The sequence below is a fragment of the Pseudomonas sp. GW822-FHT01E03 genome (genome assembly GCF_058802985.1).
In genome coordinates, this window is sequence record NZ_JBXAOQ010000013.1 from 102,726 (window position 1) to 119,283 (window position 16,558).

Here is a 16,558-nt window from a genome sequence, read left to right on the forward strand (position 1 = left end):
CTGATGGATGGCATTTTAGCCACAGTTTGTAACCAATAGTTAACCCGCAACTGTGAAAATGTGTCCGCAAAAACCGCCAAAGCGTTGCAGAGGCCTCCATCGCCCTATCGTTTAAAGAGCCAGACCAGTACAATCGCCGCCAAACTTTACGCGCCCCCAGGTTGAGAGCGGGAAAATCCCCTTTCAGCGCACGTTGTCTCGGGCCAGGCGCACCACATGCTGCTGTCCACTTGATGCCAGATAGATCTTCCACTGCCGATCGGGATGAATGTCCCGGGGCCCAACAGTGGAAACAGGTACTGAACCGGTACTGCCGCAACCCTAGCTACTCTGAATGCTTCGCAGGAAAAACCTTTGATTTCTACAGCTAACATCACGATGCAGTTCGGCGCCAAGCCGCTCTTCGAAAACGTTTCGGTCAAGTTCAACGGTGGCAACCGTTACGGCCTGATCGGCGCCAACGGTTGCGGCAAGTCGACCTTCATGAAGATTCTCGGCGGTGACCTCGAGCCGTCCGGCGGCCAGGTCATGCTGGAGCCGAACGTGCGCCTGGGTAAATTGCGCCAGGACCAGTTCGCCTACGAAGAATTCACCGTGATCGACACCGTGATCATGGGTCACGAAGAGCTGTGGAAGGTCAAGGCCGAGCGCGATCGCATCTATTCGCTGCCGGAAATGAGCGAAGCAGACGGCATGGCCGTGGCCGAGCTGGAAACCGAATTCGCCGAAATGGACGGCTACACCGCCGAATCCCGTGCCGGCGAACTGCTGCTGGGCCTGGGTATTCCCCTGGAACAGCATTTCGGCCCGATGTCCGAAGTGGCTCCAGGCTGGAAACTGCGGGTATTGCTGGCCCAGGCGCTGTTCTCCGATCCGGAAGTGCTGTTGCTCGACGAACCGACCAACCACCTGGACATCAACACCATTCGCTGGCTGGAATCGATTCTCACCGTGCGTAACAGCACCATGATCATCATTTCCCACGACCGTCACTTCCTCAACAGCGTCTGCACCCACATGGCCGACCTGGACTACGGTGAGCTGCGCCTGTTCCCGGGCAACTACGACGAGTACATGACTGCGGCGACCCAGTCCCGCGAGCAACTGCTGTCGGACAACGCCAAGAAGAAAGCCCAGATCGCCGAACTGCAAACGTTCGTCAGCCGCTTCTCGGCCAACGCCTCGAAAGCCAAGCAGGCCACTTCCCGCGCCAAGCAGATCGACAAGATCCAGCTGGCCGAAGTCAAGCCATCGAGCCGCGTGAGCCCGTTCATCCGCTTCGAACAGACCAAGAAGCTGCACCGCCAGGCCGTGACCATCGAGCAGATGTCCAAGGGCTTCGACGGCAAGACCCTGTTCAAGAACTTCAGCTTCACCGTAGAAGCCGGCGAGCGCGTGGCGATCATCGGCCCGAACGGTATCGGCAAAACCACCCTGCTGCGCACCCTGATGGGCGAACTGACCCCGGACGCCGGCTCCGTGAAGTGGACCGAAAGCGCGGAGCTGGGCTACTACGCCCAGGACCACGCCCACGACTTCGAAGACGACGTCAGCCTGTTCGACTGGATGGGCCAGTGGACTCAGGGCGAGCAGATCATTCGCGGCACTTTGGGCCGCATGCTGTTCTCCAACGACGAGATCCTCAAGTCGGTCAAGGTCATCTCCGGTGGTGAGCAAGGCCGCATGCTGTTCGGCAAGCTGATCCTGCAAAAGCCGAACGTACTGGTGATGGACGAACCGACCAACCACCTGGACATGGAATCGATCGAAGCGCTGAACCTGGCGCTGGAGAACTACCCGGGCACGCTGATCTTCGTCAGCCACGACCGTGAGTTCGTATCGTCCCTGGCCACCCGCATCATCGAGCTGAGCCCTAACGGCGTGACCGACTTCAGCGGCACCTACGACGACTACCTGCGTAGCCAGGGTGTGGTGTTCTAAAGTAGCTACAAGCCTTTGGCTGCAAGCTTCAAGTGAAAAGCCCTGTCCTGGTGACGGGGCTTTTTGCATTCCGGGCCAAGGTTTCTTGTTGGTACATGAATCATCGCGAGCAAGCTCGCTCCCACAGGGGGATGCATTTCAAAATGTGGGAGCGAGCTTGCTCGCGATGAGGCCATGAGGAACAACGATAATGTCACGGCAAAAGTAGTTAGCCTGCTTTCTTTTATCCCAACGCCGCGCCATGATGCAGGTCTCCCACCGCCGCCCGCGAACGAGCCCTCATGTCTGTGCAGCAAGTTGCTCCGCAAAGCTCATTGGCGATCACCCTGCAGATCGTCTCCATCGTTTTCTATACCTTCATTGCCTTCCTCTGCATCGGTTTGCCGATTGCGGTATTGCCGGGTTATGTCCACGAACAACTCGGGTTCAGCGCCATCGTGGCCGGGCTGACCATCGGCTCGCAATACCTCGCCACCCTGCTCAGCCGGCCCATGGCCGGGCGGATGTCGGACAGCGTTGGTACCAAGCGCGCAATCATCTATGGCTTGGCGGGGATTGTGCTCAGCGGCGTGCTGACCTTGCTGTCGACTCTGTTGCAAGGCTTTCCCTTGCTCAGCCTGCTGATCCTGATCGCCGGGCGCCTGCTACTGGGGATCGCCCAAGGGTTGATCGGTGTCGGCACCATCAGTTGGTGCATGGGCCAGGTGGGCGCCGAGCATACCGCGCGGTCGATTTCCTGGAACGGCATCGCGTCCTATGGGGCTATTGCCGTTGGTGCGCCGCTGGGTGTGGTCATGGTGCAACAACTGGGTTTCGCCAGCCTGGGTATCGCCCTGTCGCTGCTGGCCCTGGCCGCACTGCTGCTGATTCGCAACAAGCCCTCGGTGCCCGTGGTGCGCGGCGAGCGCCTGCCGTTTTGGGCGGTGTTCGGGCGCATTGCGCCGTTCGGCGCGAGCTTGAGCCTGGCGTCCATTGGCTACGGCACCCTGACGACCTTTATCACTCTTTACTACGTCAATCGTGGCTGGACCGGCGCGGCCTACTGCCTGACCGTGTTCGGCGTGTGTTTCATTCTGTCGCGGCTGCTGTTCATATCCGCCATCGGTCGGTTTGGCGGGTTCACGTCGGCCATTGCCTGCATGTGCATTGAGACGGTTGGCCTGATGCTGTTGTGGCTGGCCCCTTCGACCGGGTATGCGCTCATTGGCGCCGGCCTGACTGGATTTGGCCTGTCTCTGGTGTATCCGGCGTTGGGTGTCGAGGCCATCAAACAGGTGCCCAACTCCAGCCGGGGGGCGGGCTTGAGTGCTTATGCGGTGTTTTTCGATCTGGCGCTGGCGATTGCCGGCCCGTTGATGGGCGCAGTGGCGTTGAACCTGGGATATGCGTGGATTTTCTTCAGTGCTGCGTTGTTGTCGGTCACCGGCCTTTGCCTGACGTTGATCCTGTCACGTCAAAGTGCGCGCTAAAACCATTGAAAGCTGGCACTAACAAGGTAATACATCAAAACTTTACCGCATAATTCAAACGCAACATTCCGCACCGATTGATACAAAGAGCCAGCATTGTGTGAAGCATCAACTTTGACAGATTCTTCACGTCGCTCTTACATAACAATCGACAAATGGAAATTGATAAATATGCGTATATTGCCTTTAAGCCTGCTCGCCACGACGTTGCTGTTTTCCCTCTACGGTACTGTCCATGCTCAAAGCTCGACGTCGCAGCAAATCTGCCATAACGGCCAATGCTGGGACATTGGCGGCGATATAGGAGATGAGTGCTGCCCATTCTTCAGTGATGAACGACTGAAAAGCAACGTTCAACGTCTGGAAAACCCGACGGAAAACCTCCTGAAACTCCATGGTGTAACGTTCAACTGGAAGCAAAACGACCAAGCCGATGTCGGTCTGATTGCCCAGGATGTGCAGAAAGTTTATCCACAGTTAGTGCGCACCGATCGCGGTCATTTGCAAGTTGATTACCAAAAACTTGTGGCGCCTCTTATCGAATCTGTGCGTGAACTTAATGCCAGAGTAGTAACACTGGAAACTGCTTTAGCTGATAAGTAACTAACGATAAAAACCGCCGATCTCCCTCACTGATCGGCGGTCTGCATCCCCGCCCGGGTCGGCCTGCCCAGGGTGCGCGTGAAGAAGCGTCCGGCTTCGGAGATCAGATTGCGATGAATGTCCTGCCGGTCGACGCCATCGGCATCGGTGCACAGCGCAGGCATGATTACGATCTGCTCGTCATTGCACGGCGCCATGAAGACGAAGTGCCCTGCCCCGGCCAGTAACTTGAAGTCGGGCGCGGTCGGCAGTTTGCGCGCCAGCGCCGCGGCGTTCTTGTCGACAGCCACCAGCTTGTCGCCATCGCCGCTGTAAAGCAGCACCGGCACATGCACATCGGCCAGGGTGTGGCGGCCGAACTTCAGGCTCAACGGTGCCATCAGCATCAAGGCGTGGACGCGAGGATCGGCCACCGGTTGCAGGTCATCGCGGTCGACAATCAATTCGCCCTGGGTGTTACAGGCATCGCGGTCATCCGGGCGCTCCTGGCAGTAACGGCGCAGGCGATCCAGGTCCGGGGTCGCGCCGGACAGGATCAATGCGGTCTCGCCACCGGCCGAATAGCCAATGACCCCCACCTGATCGGCATTGACGAACGGCGACAGCATACGGTCGCCCAAGGTCGCGGTAATGGCTTCGGAAATCTGGATCGGCCGGCCGTACAGGTTACTCAAAGTACCGAGTCGGCTGTGGTCCCTGGAGTTGTCACCGGGGTGAATCACCGCCACCACGACAAAGCCTTTGCGCGCCAGCGACGTGGCAAGGTCGTGCAGGGCCAGCGGGGTACCGGTATTTCCGTGGGACAGCATCAGCATCGGGAACCGGCCGATGGCGACCTTGGTGTCCTCCCCGGCTTCGACGGTGTAACCCTCGAGCTTGCTGGTGTGCTCCCGATCACTGGAAGGATAGAAGGCAATGGCGCGCATCGGCTGCAAGTCCAGCGGGTCGAGAAAAGTCATCTCGTGGAAGCCGACGCTCCAGTGAGGATGCGGTGCAGGCGCGGCGTGCACTGTATTCAAGCTGCTGAGCAGGCAAATCAGTAAAGTTGCACAAAGACGCATCATGGATGCCCCGCCTTGTTACCGGACTTGAGACGTACGCCCTGGACTGCATGAGTCGGGCCACAATCTGAAATGACCAGAAACAAAAAACTCCGTAACTGGTACTTGCGTAGCCAGAATACAGAGTTTTTTGGGCTTTACCTGAACGGTTGCTTACTTTTACCCAAGCCTTACGCAGCGGCGAACAACTGCTCGCTGATTTGTGCGTGGGCAGCACTCATGGCCTTGTTGCGCACGTCGTCACCGTAAGCCAAGCCTTCGGCACGGACGATTTCGATGTCGGTGATACCGATGAAACCGAACAGCAACTTCAAATACTCTTCGTGGGCAACACCGGTTGCCTGACCGGCGTGCATGCCGCCGGAGGTCGAAACGATCACGACTTTCTTGCCGCCGCACAGGCCTTCAGGGCCGGCTTCGGTGTAGCGGAAGGTCTGGCCGGCCACCGCGATACGGTCGATCCAGGCTTTGAGTTGAGTCGGGATGGTGAAGTTGTACATCGGTGCGGCAATCACCACGGCATCGGCAGCCAGGAATTCGGCCAGGGTCGAGGCGCTCAGTTCGGCTTCGTGCTGTTGTGCGGCATTGCGCAGTTCAGCGGTGGTGCCGGCGGCGACCAGGGTGGTGGCGGAGAAATGGCTGATGGCGTCGGCGGCCAGGTCGCGGTAAGTCACCACGGCGGTTGGCTCGGCGGCTTGCCAGGCTTTGACGACTTCACCGCTCAACTGACGGGAAGCCGAGTTGTCGCCCAGGATGCTCGAATCGATATGCAGCAGTTTCATGTGGGATCTCCAAGTGAGGATCGCCCACAAGGGCGATCTGATGGGACTAATCCTACACACGAAACCAATAGCTGATTAGACGGTAACAATGCGATAGTTCGTCCCATAGATAGGACAATTGGATTCACATCATGCAAGACCTCAACGACCTGTATTACTTCGCCAAAGTCGTGGAAGCCGGGGGGTTCGCCGCGGCTGGACGTTTGCTGGGCATCCCCAAGTCCCGATTGTCACGGCGCATCGCCGAACTGGAAGAGCGCCTCGGCGCAAGATTGCTGCAACGCACCACCCGACAACTGAAACTGACTGCCGTCGGTGAGCGTTACCTGAGGCACTGTCAGGCGATGCTGTTGGAGGCGGAAATGGCCGACGAGGCCGTGGCCAGCATGTCCAGCGAGCCCCGCGGGCGTTTGCGGGTGTCCTGCCCGGTTGGGCTGGCCCATGAAATATTGCCGGGGGTGATCAGCGACTTTCTGGAAAGGTTTCCACAAGTCCAGCTGGAGGTCATGCTGCTCAACCGCCGGGTCGACCTGGTGAACGAAGGCATTGACGTGGCCCTGCGAGTGCGGGAGCTGGGCGACGAAGACCCGCTGCTGGTGACCCGCCGCCTGCGTCAAGCGCAGATGCTGATGGTCGCCAGTCCCGGCTTCCTCGTTGGCCGAGAGATCAACCATCCCGACGATCTGAAAAACCTGCCGGTGCTCGGCGCCCTCGAGGCCGACCGCATGGTGCACATCCGCATGCTGGATCAAAAAGGCAAAAGTTGTGAACTGGCGCTCGAGGCCCGGCTGGGCATCGATGACTTTATCGTGCGCAAGGCCAGCACCCTCTCCGGCCTGGGCTTTACGATGCTGCCCATGATGTATTGCGAGCAGGAACTGGAAAACGGCGCACTGGTGCAGCTGTTGCCCGACTGGTCGTTGCCCGGTGGCTGGCTGCAAGCGGTCTATCCTCATCGACGCGGGGTCATGCCGGCGGTACGCGCCTGGATTGACCATCTGGTCGAGTCATTCAATGCCTGCGGGGAACGATTGTTATGAAAGCCGGACGGATGAGCGAAGAGGATGTCGCGAAATTCTGCCTTACCCTGCCCGGAGCGCGGGAAGACTATAAATGGGGAGGCGTGCGGGTGTTTTCGATTGCCGGGAACAAGATGTTCGCCTTGCAGGGCCTGCGGGGTGATTCCCTGGCCTTCAAGGTCGACAAGGATCTGTTTCTCGGTCATTGCGACCGCCCGGGGATTCATCCGGCGCCTTATCTGGCGCGCGCCCAGTGGATCATCATGGAAACGCCCTACCCGCTCGGCAACGAAGAACTGCAGGGCTTGTTGCAGCGTTCCCACCAGTTGGTGGTGAGCAAACTGCCCAAGCGCACTCAAGTCGGCTTGTTGCTTTAGGACCTTGTCGATCAGAACAAGGCGAACAGGTGTGCGCCGAGGAACAGGTGGTCGATCCAGAACACCTGGTGCATGAGCACGATGATCCAGAACACCAACTGGTAGGAGATTTTGCGGGTTTTGTGCCGGAACGCTTGCTGCGCCAGCAAGGCACCGGGCCAGCCGCCGGCGAGCTCCAGCGCATGCAGGACATTCTCCGGCGTACGCCATTGCTCGCCGCGGGCCTTGCGCTTGTCGCTCCAGTACAGGAAAAACGTCACGACGCTGACGATGCCGTAGGCCGCCAGGGGAATCAGCGACACCCCGTGCAGCCATGAAGACACCGACCCCGACAGCGGCAACGCACACAGGAGTGCAAACACCAGCCACTTCAGCCGTGGATGACGGATCTGTCCCCCGGGCTGGCGCCCGGGGTTATTGCGCGAGCTTGAGTCACTCACGGCTTGACCGCGCTCCAGTCGACCCAGCCGAACTGCCAGGTCGCCAGGATGATCAGGCCGAACACAATGCGATACCAGGCAAACGCCGCATAGCTGTGGTTGGCGATGAACTTGAGCAGCCCGCGGACCGCGATCATCGCGAAGACGAACGCCGTGACGAAGCCGATCGCGAACACCGGGAAATCGGACGGGACAAACAGGTGACGGTACTTATAGCCCGAGTACACCGCTGCGCCGACCATGGTTGGCATCGCCAGGAAGAACGAAAACTCGGTAGCGGTCTTGCGCGACAGGCCGAACAGTAACCCGCCGATGATCGTCGAGCCCGAACGCGAAGTGCCCGGAATCATCGCCAGGCATTGGGCGAAGCCGACTTTCAGGGCATCTTTCCAGGTCATGTCATCCACCGTTTCGGCGTGGACTTCATGCTGCCGGCGCTCGGCCCACAACATGACGAACCCGCCCACGACCAGCGCCGCTGCCACGGTGATCGGATTGAACAGGTACTCGTGGATCATGTCGGCGAAGATCACGCCCAGCACCACGGCCGGGAAGAACGCAATCAACAGGTTCGCGGTAAACCGCCGAGCGCTCGGCTGGGTCGGCAGGCCGATGACCACATCGAAGATCTTGCGTCGAAACTCCCATACCACCGCCAGGATGGCACCCAGCTGGATAATGATGTTGAACGCCATCGCCCGCTCGCCCCCGAAGCCGAGCATGTCGGCCACGATGATCTGGTGGCCGGTGCTGGAAATGGGCAGGAACTCGGTCAGTCCTTCTACAACCCCAAGTATCAATGCCTGAAAGGCGGTCCAAAGATCCATCAATCCCCCAAAAGGCTATGCGCGCCGGCATGCCCCGTTAATATTTTTCCAAAGCTTGAATTGCGATCAGCCTAGCTGAAGCCCCGCGCATCAAGGATCACCACGGAACCGTCAAAATCCTGTGAAAAAACAATCCTGATCCGGGTTTACCCGCGCGGGGCCGGAATCCTATCAGACAAGTCCGATTGGCGCTGCCGCGTTATCGCGCACCAACGAAGCACACCCTGCTCCACGGGATTCCCGACGCCAATCCGGTTACAATCGGCCCCCTCTTCGATTTCACCAAGGAACCTCCATGTCCGGGCTTGAACTGTTTGCCGCCACCCTCGGTGTCATTGCCGTCTGGCTGACGGTCAAACAGAACGCCTGGTGCTGGCCCATCGGTCTGGTCATGGTGCTGCTCTATAGCTGGATCTTTTTTGAGGTGAAGCTGTATTCGGACATGTTGCTGCAAGTCGTCTATGCCGCCTTGCAGCTTTACGGCTGGTGGCAGTGGACACGGGCTGGCGAAACGAGCCATGGCCGCGAAGTCAGTTGGCTCGATTCCCGTTCCGTGGCGTTGAGCCTGGCCATCGGCGCACTCGGCAGCCTGTTGCTGGGGGCGGCCATGGCCCACTGGACCGACGCCGCGCAACCCTGGCTCGATGCGGCGCTGACCGGATTCAGCCTGGTGGCGCAGGTCTGGATGGCGCAAAAACGTGTCCAGTGCTGGCCGCTATGGATCGCCCTGGATGTGATTTTCGTCGGACTGTTCATCTATAAGGACCTGTACCTGACCGCCACCCTGTACGGGCTGTTCGCCGTTATCGCCGTGCAGGGCTGGCGCCAATGGCGCGCCGATCCGGCGTTGCGCGCATGAAAGTCCTGGTACTCACAGGCCCTGAATCCAGCGGTAAAAGCTGGCTGGCGGCCGAGTTGCAACAGCGTTTCGGCGGGATCCTGGTGGACGAGTATGTGCGCTGGTTCATCGAGCACAATCCCCGGGACACTACCTTGGCCGACATTCCGGACATCGCCCGCGGTCAATTGGCATGGGAAGACGAAGCCCGTGCGCAACAACCGTCTTTGCTCATCCTCGACACGCACCTGCTGAGCAATATCCTCTGGAGCCAAACCCTGTTTGGCGACTGCCCCGCCTGGCTCGAACAAGCGCTACTGGCCCGGCATTACGACTTGCACTTGCTGCTGTCGCCGGAACACGTCGAATGGACGGATGATGGCCAGCGTTGCCAACCCCGATTGTGTGAGCGCCAGGCATTTTTCGAGCAGACCTTGGCCTGGCTTGAGCGCCACGCCCAACCGGTTCAAGTACTGCGCGGAGATTGGACAGAACGCCGATTCCAGGCACTGAACGCCGTGACCCGATTGCTCGGCGCCTGACCGGCCTTTTGGGGCAATTTCCCCACTATCCCCCCCTGTCCCGGGGGAAAAGTGTCCGGTCCTGAAACACCCTTCCCGCCTCAAACCGCCTGTTTAAGCGCTCTTCACCGCTGGATCATCGGATTTGTTAAGTCATTGATACAGCACTGCTGAACCCCTTGTTCCAGAGCGATTTATCCACAAATAAGGGCTGCCTGCGCAGGGTTTCGTCTCACCTTTGAAACATTCTCGGCAAAGGCTATCCGGACAATATCCATAAGCCATTGAATCAACGAGATATTCAAAAACCGGCACAGCTTTCGCTCTCTCCTTCAAAAAGCCGACCAGAGCCAGCCCACATGAGAAGGAAAGACCGTCGTGGGGATACTCGATAAACATGCCTTGACGTGCCTGCTGCTGATCGCGAGCGCTGCAGGCGCGGTTTTCAGTTTTGACGTTCAAGCCGAAGGCAACGGCGTCATCGTGCTTGATCGAACCATTCACCCGACGCCCATCGGTCGCAGCGGCGGCAGGGATCCAAACCCCAACACCCTCAATGCCAACCCATCGGCCCGCGTCACCGGCGAACTCAGTGACGCCGACATCGCCGGGGTCACCACCGGAACCGCCCTTCGCCACAACAACGGGCAAAGCCTGGGTGGCCTGCAAGGCCTCAACGCCGTCACCAACCCCAACGGTATGCCCGGCATGTCTGTCGGTCACGGTGGTGGCAGTGGCAGCGCCATTTCCGGAACCATCAACCGCGCCATGAGCAGCGGCCTCGGCTCACTGGGCAGAATGGCGGGAGGCCAATGAGATGTGTCGATCCCTGCTGTTATTTGCCCTGCTCGGCTGCACCAGTGTGATGGCCGACTCGGGCGTCAGTTCGGTGAACAACGCCACCCTCCAGGATTCGGGTACTCAATACCGCGGCAACTTCAACGTCAACCAGGCGGCTGGCGATCAACAACAGCAGGCCAACGTCCGCGCGATCGCCATTGGCACCCAAGCCGGTGCGATCACCAGCGTCCGGCAGAAAATCACTACGCCCGCCAATCCGTCGATGGACGCGACGGCCACTATCGGCGGCTCCTCCTTCAGTAATGGCAACGGCGTACTGGGCGTCAACCAGAGCGCCGGGGCGAACAACCAGATGGCCAACGCCATGCGCATCAGCATCAGCGCCGCACCGCAAGCCATCGACGATAGTGCCCTTTCTCAACAGAACGTGGCGTTGTTACCGAACTCGGGAGCAACTGGCGCCCCAAATGGCAGTCGCCAGGTCGTGACAAGCGATCAGGCCTTCACCGGCAGCCGGGGAGTGATCCAGGTAAACCAGAGTGCCGGGGTGGGAAACCGAATGGCTAACACCTTGAGCATCCGGGTCGCTGACTGACCCGAAACAGTGCGATTAGGGAAGTACCAACACCTGACCAACTAATGAGCACGGAGAAACACCATGAACCCGACAACTGCTCTCAAACCTCTGGCTTTCGCTCTGGCAGCAGTGATGGCATTCGCAGCACAAGCAGGCAGCCTTGATGATGATCAAGGCAACGGCCAGAGCGACGGCCAGAGCAACAACCATCAGCCTAAAGGCCCGACGCTGGAACAAATTCTACAGATTACAGCAGGCGCCGGGGCCGCCGTGCTGGACTCGCAGGAAAGCAGTGACAGCAGCGTATTGAGCCGGGACACCAGGAACGACGCTAGGGTCGATAACTCCCTGAACAACTCCAACGGCAACATGGGCGCCAACGTTGCAGCCGGTAACGGCAACCAGCAAGACAACGCCGCCGCCCTTGCCACGGCTGACGAAAGCTTCATCTTCGGCACCGCGGTCGCCGCCTCCAGCGCGACTCAGAAGAGCACCGGCAACACCGCCAGGAAACACTCCAGCACCAACAACACAACGCTCAACAACGCAGGCAACAGCGGTTCCGGCAACATCGGCATCAACGTGACCACCGGCGACTTCAACCAACAGAAAAACAACCTGGCGATTGCCGTTTCGGGCGGTCGTGTAGCGCAAGCGGCGGCGGCGGCCAACCAAAGCACGTCCGGGCTGAACGTCACCAACAACGCCAACCATGACGACAGCACCCAGACTGATTTCGCTACCGTGGGTGTACTCGGTCTGGCGGGTGTAACCACTCAACAAGTGATCACGCCAGAGGGCTGGAAAGCCCCTGTAACCAACAATGCGTCGATAACGGGCTCGATGAACAACTTCTCCGGCAACGGCGGAGCCAACGTATCGTCTGGTGTGGGCAACCAGCAAAGCAACTCGCTGTCCATCGCCGCGGGCTGCAAGTCCTGTCTGTAATCGCGATTGCAATGAAAGCCCCGGCGACGGGGATTTTCCACAGTCCCAAGGCGTATCGATCATGCGTAAGACTGTCCTTTTCGCCCTGCTCTGTCTGTCTGGCCTGACCCAGGCTGCACAGATGCCGGTTGCCGCCCTGCCGGGCGGCGTGCTGGTGTACAAGCACGTACAGAGTTTGCGCGAGCGCAAGTTCAGCGACATCGTCGAACAAAAAACCGATTTCAGCTGTGGCGCCGCCGCGCTGGCAACGATACTGCGCCAGGCCTATTGGCTCGACGTCGATGAGGAGCACATCATCAAGGGCATGCTGGTCACCGCAGACCAGGACCTTGTGCGTACCCAGGGTTTTTCAATGCTGGACATGAAGCGCTACATAGAGCGCATCGGCATGCGCGCCCGGGGCTACAGGATCCCGCCGGAAAGACTCGAATCCGTGACGATTCCGGTGGTGGTATTGATGGAAATTCGCGGCTACAAGCACTTTGTGGTGTTGCAGCGGGCGGACAAGAACTGGGTGTATATCGGCGATCCGGTACTCGGTCACAAACGCTACTCCCATGATGACTTTGTCAAAGGCTGGAATGGCATTATTTTCGCTATCGTCGGTCCCGGTTACGACAAGACCAATGCGTTACGCAGTCCACCGGAACCGCTGACAGCCAAGAACAAGATGGATAACTTCAACCCGGTCAAAGATGCCGAATTGATGGATTTTGGTTTCATACAGAGCGACTTCTTTTAATCGCCAACAAGATGATAGGGGGCAGGATGCTCCGGGAGCAGCAAATGAAAACCTCGTATTGGGTGGTCGCTGCCTGTCTGGCAGCGAACACTTCAGGTTTTGCTGATGAGTTCAGACCCATCGAAATCAAGGACCAGGAACTGGCCGAGTTGCGTGGCCGATATGTGATGCCGGGGCGGGTCATAAGCTTCGGTGTCGTCATGAGCAGTACCTGGCGCAATGCCAGTGGTGACCTGATCGGAGCCTCCACCTCGATGCAGCTTCAAGCCGCAACGGTCAAGCCCGAGTTCTATGTTTCAACCATCAAGCAATCGGGTCATGGCGGTACGTCCAGGTCAGGCAGCGGTCACGTGTCGGGGGGCGCAGCCCTGAGCACTTCCCGGGGCATAACCCAGGTCACACGGGCCGCAGGTGATGGCAACAGCGCAAACAACAACATCGCCATCAACGTCAAAGAGGCCAGCACGGCCCCGGCACTGGTGGCGGGCCAGGGCCAGGCGCTGATAGCCGGTCAAACCATCACCGGCAGCAATGCCGCAGGCAGTGTCGCGGTATCCGCGACCAGCGGCGGCGTTCAGATGGCCATTACCGCCAACAACAACCAGGGTACCAGCCTGCAACAAGTCGCCCAGGGCGGGTTGCTGCAAAACACCCGGTTGCTGGGCAGCAGCAATGTGGTCGACAACATGACTCAACTCAACGTAGTGCTCAACAATAATGGCCCGAGTGCGGGGGCATTGGACTGCAACCTCAACCAACTCGCTGCATTACGGACCATGGGCTATTGAACTACGCTGAGTCTGGACCATTGGGCACAAATGGACGGCATATTTCATGTACCGATCAGTATCACTGCGTGCAGTTGCATGCTTGAGTGCTCTACTCCCGGCGGCGATGTTGCAGGCAGCACCTGACCCGGAACTGGAGGCTCTCAAACAAGAGCTCCTGGAGTTGAAACAACGATACGAAGTACAGCAAAAAGCCCTGGCGGTTCTCGAACAACGGGTCCGCCAGGTCGAAGAGCAGCCCGCCTCGCCCGCTCCCAAACGCCTGGCCAAGTCGCCAGCGGATCTCAAGGGCAATCCAGGCGTCGGCACCGGCGCCGCAGCCACCTCGGTGGGGAGCGGCAGCTCTTATGGACAATCGCTGGCCAATGACTCGCAACCGGCGCAAAGCGTTTCGAACCTGTATGACGAGGCCAGCGGGTTTTTCGGCGGTGGCAAGTTCAGCGTCGAAACCGGGATAACCTACTCCCGCTACGATTCTCGCCAACTGGTCCTCAACGGTTTTCTAGCCCTGGACTCGATCTTCCTGGGCGCTATCAACCTGGACCGGATCAAGGCCGACACCTGGACGCTTGACCTCACCGGTCGCTACAACTTCAACAATCGCTGGCAGTTCGACCTGAACGTACCGGTTGTCTACCGTGAGTCCACGTACCAGTCCGGTGGCGGCAATAGCGGCGCCGCAAACGTCACGACCGAAGACACCGTCAAGGAAGACCCGACCATAGGCGACGTCAACTTCGGTGTCGCCTACAAATTCCTCGACGAATCGGCCAACACGCCGGATGCCGTGGTGACCTTGCGCGTCAAGGCGCCTACCGGCAAAGACCCGTTCGGCATCAAGCTGGTTCGGGTGGCCGATAACTCAAACCTGGCCGTGCCTGAATCCTTGCCTACCGGTAACGGCGTCTGGTCGATTACGCCGGGGATCTCCCTGGTCAAGACGTTCGACCCGGCGGTGCTGTTCGGCAGCCTGTCCTACACGTACAACATGGAAGAGTCTTTCGACGACATCAGCTCCAACCCGGCGGTCGAGACACCGGGCAAAGTCCGCATTGGCGACAGCTTCCAGATCGGCGCCGGCATTGCGTTCGCCTTGAACGAAAAGATGAGTATGTCGTTCTCGGTCTCTGACCTGGTGCAACGCAAAAGCAAGCTCAAGGAAGATGGCGGGGATTGGCAAGCGGTGGTCTCCAGCGATGCCAACGCCGGTTACTTCAACATCGGCATGACCATTGCGGCCACCGACAGCCTGACCATCGTGCCCAACCTGTCCATCGGCATGACGGACGATGCCCCGGACTTCCAGTTCAGCCTGAAACTCCCCTACTACTTCTGACCCGAACAAAAACCCCGCTGCAACTGCAATCGCAGCGGGGTTTTGGTTTGCGGCCGGGGTTCAGCGAATCTGGTGCTTGTGCAACAACCGGTAGAAGGTCGGTCGCGACACACCCAATACTTTGGCGGCGACACTCAGGTTATCGCTGTGGCGACTCAATACATCGCACAACGCCTGGCGTTCGGCCCGGGACTTGTATTCTTCGAGGGTGCCCATCGGCGCTGCGAGCGTATGCTGACTGATCAACCCCAGGTCACGGGCCTCGATCTGCCGGCCTTCGGCCAACACCAGCCCGCGACGAACGCGGTTGGCCAGTTCGCGAACATTGCCTGGCCAGTCGTGTTTGCCCATGGCAATCAACGCGTCTTCGCTGAAACTGCGTGGGCGGCGCCCGGTTTCATGGCTATAGAAATGGGAGAAATGGTTGGCCAACACCGCCAGGTCGCCATGGCGCTCGCGCAGCGGAACAGTCGCCACTTGCAGTACGTTCAAGCGGTAATACAAATCTTCGCGAAAGCGCTTCTTCTCGATGGCGGCTTCAAGGTCGGTATGCGTTGCCGCCAGAACCCGCACATCCACCGGAATCAGCTGACTGCCACCGACCCGCTCGATGTGTTTTTCCTGGAGGAACCGCAACAGGTTGGCCTGCAACTCCAGTGGCAGGTCACCGATCTCGTCGAGAAACAGGGTGCCACCGTTGGCGGCTTCTATCCGTCCGACCTTGCGTTGGTGCGCGCCGGTAAATGCGCCTTTCTCATGGCCGAACAACTCGGACTGGATCAAATGCTCGGGAATCGCACCACAATTGATCGCAATGAAGGGTTTGTTGTGACGCTGGGACTGACGATGCAGGGTTCGTGCGACCAGTTCCTTGCCAGTGCCGCTTTCACCGCGAATCAACACCGGAGATTCGGTCGGAGCCAGTTTGCTCAACAGCTTTCGCAGCTCACGAATAGGTTTGCTGTCGCCCAGCAATTCGTGCTCGGGCTGGTCGACATAGACCGTGCCCTGCCCGCGCAAACGCGCCATGCCAAACGCCCGGCCCAGTGTTACCTGAACCCGGGACACATCGAACGGCAAGGTATGAAAGTCAAAAAACCACTCACAGACGAAGTCGCCGACATTTTGCAACCGCAGTACTTCCTGGTTGAGTACGGCTATCCACTCGGTGCCGCTGCGGCTGATCAGCTCTTTGACGGCCTCCGGGTGCTCAAGGTGATAAGGCTGCAAGCGCAGCAAGCCCACGTCACAGGTTCGGTCAACGGCGTTCTCCAGCGTGCAGCTGTCAACGTCCCAACCGATGGCGCGCAATCCAGGGACCAGGCGATAGCAATCGTCACAGGGGTCCACCACTAACAAACGTCGTAAGGCAGGCGCATCACTCATGACTGATCCTTGGCGCCAAATTTATGAAAATTTAATAAAAACAGTCATTTGGCAGACCTGGCTGTAACATTAGCAAGAATTTGACAGGGCCTTGTACTGTTT

The 16,558-nt window shown here is 59.0% G+C and carries 18 protein-coding genes; 13 read left to right on the plus strand and 5 right to left on the minus strand.

Annotated elements, in window-relative coordinates; genetic code table 11:
• The first annotated feature begins 354 nt into the window (after positions 1 to 354).
• The 3 genes from AC1RP7_RS23805 to AC1RP7_RS23815 all read left to right on the plus strand — a co-directional run bounded on the left by AC1RP7_RS23805 (position 355) and on the right by AC1RP7_RS23815 (position 4,013).
• Positions 355 to 1,941, plus strand: coding sequence for an ABC-F family ATPase (locus AC1RP7_RS23805; protein WP_033052720.1), 1,587 nt, complete (start codon positions 355 to 357; stop codon positions 1,939 to 1,941).
• A 281-nt stretch (positions 1,942 to 2,222) separates the two neighbouring features.
• Positions 2,223 to 3,410 carry an MFS transporter gene (locus AC1RP7_RS23810; protein ID WP_493180940.1) on the plus strand — a complete coding sequence of 396 codons (1,188 nt, stop codon included), beginning with the start codon at positions 2,223 to 2,225 and terminating at the stop codon, positions 3,408 to 3,410.
• Between the two features lie 171 nt (positions 3,411 to 3,581).
• Complete coding sequence (locus AC1RP7_RS23815) at positions 3,582 to 4,013, plus strand: tail fiber domain-containing protein (RefSeq protein WP_090455338.1); 432 nt, start codon at positions 3,582 to 3,584, stop codon at positions 4,011 to 4,013.
• Between the two features lie 26 nt (positions 4,014 to 4,039).
• Here AC1RP7_RS23815 and AC1RP7_RS23820 read toward each other — a convergent pair whose 3' ends face one another.
• Both AC1RP7_RS23820 and AC1RP7_RS23825 read right to left on the minus strand, forming a co-directional pair.
• Positions 4,040 to 5,077, minus strand: coding sequence for an alpha/beta hydrolase family protein (locus AC1RP7_RS23820; protein WP_090455340.1), 1,038 nt, complete (start codon positions 5,075 to 5,077; stop codon positions 4,040 to 4,042).
• A gap of 167 nt (positions 5,078 to 5,244) precedes the next feature.
• Positions 5,245 to 5,856 (minus strand): FMN-dependent NADH-azoreductase, encoded by a 612-nt coding sequence (locus AC1RP7_RS23825; protein ID WP_150757071.1) that lies wholly within the window; start codon positions 5,854 to 5,856, stop codon positions 5,245 to 5,247.
• Positions 5,857 to 5,987: 131 nt separating this feature from the next.
• Here AC1RP7_RS23825 and AC1RP7_RS23830 point away from each other — a divergent pair, with 131 nt between their 5' ends.
• Together AC1RP7_RS23830 and AC1RP7_RS23835 are read left to right on the plus strand one after the other, a co-directional pair.
• Positions 5,988 to 6,896, plus strand: a complete 909-nt coding sequence (locus tag AC1RP7_RS23830) for a LysR substrate-binding domain-containing protein (protein WP_090455344.1) — start codon at positions 5,988 to 5,990, stop codon at positions 6,894 to 6,896.
• Positions 6,893 to 7,252: an MmcQ/YjbR family DNA-binding protein gene (locus tag AC1RP7_RS23835; RefSeq protein ID WP_057714747.1), complete on the plus strand. Its 360-nt coding sequence runs from the start codon at positions 6,893 to 6,895 to the stop codon at positions 7,250 to 7,252. Before AC1RP7_RS23830 ends, AC1RP7_RS23835 begins: the two co-directional genes overlap by 4 nt.
• An 11-nt stretch (positions 7,253 to 7,263) precedes the next feature.
• On the opposite strand, the gene AC1RP7_RS23840 is transcribed toward AC1RP7_RS23835, so the two are convergent.
• Together AC1RP7_RS23840 and AC1RP7_RS23845 are read right to left on the minus strand one after the other, a co-directional pair.
• Complete coding sequence (locus AC1RP7_RS23840) at positions 7,264 to 7,692, minus strand: DUF1294 domain-containing protein (RefSeq protein ID WP_489338562.1); 429 nt, start codon at positions 7,690 to 7,692, stop codon at positions 7,264 to 7,266.
• Positions 7,689 to 8,519 carry an undecaprenyl-diphosphate phosphatase gene (locus AC1RP7_RS23845; protein WP_057714745.1) on the minus strand — a complete coding sequence of 277 codons (831 nt, stop codon included), beginning with the start codon at positions 8,517 to 8,519 and terminating at the stop codon, positions 7,689 to 7,691. The genes AC1RP7_RS23840 and AC1RP7_RS23845 overlap by 4 nt, the downstream gene beginning before the upstream one ends.
• 295 nt (positions 8,520 to 8,814) lie before the next feature.
• On the opposite strand from AC1RP7_RS23845, the gene pnuC reads away from it, so the two are divergent.
• From pnuC to fapF, 8 genes are all read left to right on the plus strand, one after another.
• Complete coding sequence (gene pnuC, locus AC1RP7_RS23850; RefSeq protein ID WP_493180941.1) at positions 8,815 to 9,378, plus strand: nicotinamide riboside transporter PnuC; 564 nt, start codon at positions 8,815 to 8,817, stop codon at positions 9,376 to 9,378.
• Positions 9,375 to 9,899 carry an AAA family ATPase gene (locus AC1RP7_RS23855; RefSeq protein ID WP_493180942.1) on the plus strand — a complete coding sequence of 175 codons (525 nt, stop codon included), beginning with the start codon at positions 9,375 to 9,377 and terminating at the stop codon, positions 9,897 to 9,899. Before pnuC ends, AC1RP7_RS23855 begins: the two co-directional genes overlap by 4 nt.
• A gap of 357 nt (positions 9,900 to 10,256) precedes the next feature.
• On the plus strand, positions 10,257 to 10,694 hold the full coding sequence (fapA, locus tag AC1RP7_RS23860; protein WP_218495590.1) for a functional amyloid chaperone FapA: 438 nt from the start codon (positions 10,257 to 10,259) through the stop codon (positions 10,692 to 10,694).
• Between the two features lies 1 nt (position 10,695).
• Positions 10,696 to 11,274, plus strand: coding sequence for a fibril amyloid subunit FapB (fapB, locus tag AC1RP7_RS23865; protein WP_493180943.1), 579 nt, complete (start codon positions 10,696 to 10,698; stop codon positions 11,272 to 11,274).
• A 63-nt stretch (positions 11,275 to 11,337) separates the two neighbouring features.
• The gene (fapC, locus tag AC1RP7_RS23870; RefSeq protein WP_057714740.1) at positions 11,338 to 12,204 is read left to right on the plus strand and encodes an amyloid-like fimbrin subunit FapC; all 867 of its coding nucleotides are present in this window, start codon (positions 11,338 to 11,340) and stop codon (positions 12,202 to 12,204) included.
• Between the two features lie 61 nt (positions 12,205 to 12,265).
• A complete protein-coding gene (gene fapD, locus AC1RP7_RS23875) occupies positions 12,266 to 12,946 on the plus strand; it encodes a fibril amyloid maturation endopeptidase FapD (RefSeq protein ID WP_057714739.1) in 681 nt (226 codons plus the stop codon).
• A gap of 26 nt (positions 12,947 to 12,972) precedes the next feature.
• Positions 12,973 to 13,734 (plus strand): fibril amyloid subunit FapE, encoded by a 762-nt coding sequence (gene fapE / locus AC1RP7_RS23880; protein WP_340312003.1) that lies wholly within the window; start codon positions 12,973 to 12,975, stop codon positions 13,732 to 13,734.
• 46 nt (positions 13,735 to 13,780) lie between these two features.
• Positions 13,781 to 15,070 carry a fibril amyloid transporter FapF gene (gene fapF, locus AC1RP7_RS23885; protein ID WP_493180944.1) on the plus strand — a complete coding sequence of 430 codons (1,290 nt, stop codon included), beginning with the start codon at positions 13,781 to 13,783 and terminating at the stop codon, positions 15,068 to 15,070.
• Positions 15,071 to 15,130: 60 nt separating this feature from the next.
• Here the strand turns inward: fapF and AC1RP7_RS23890 are convergent, their stop codons facing one another.
• The gene (locus AC1RP7_RS23890) at positions 15,131 to 16,456 is read right to left on the minus strand and encodes a sigma-54 dependent transcriptional regulator (RefSeq protein WP_057714736.1); all 1,326 of its coding nucleotides are present in this window, start codon (positions 16,454 to 16,456) and stop codon (positions 15,131 to 15,133) included.
• Positions 16,457 to 16,558: the final 102 nt, after the last annotated feature.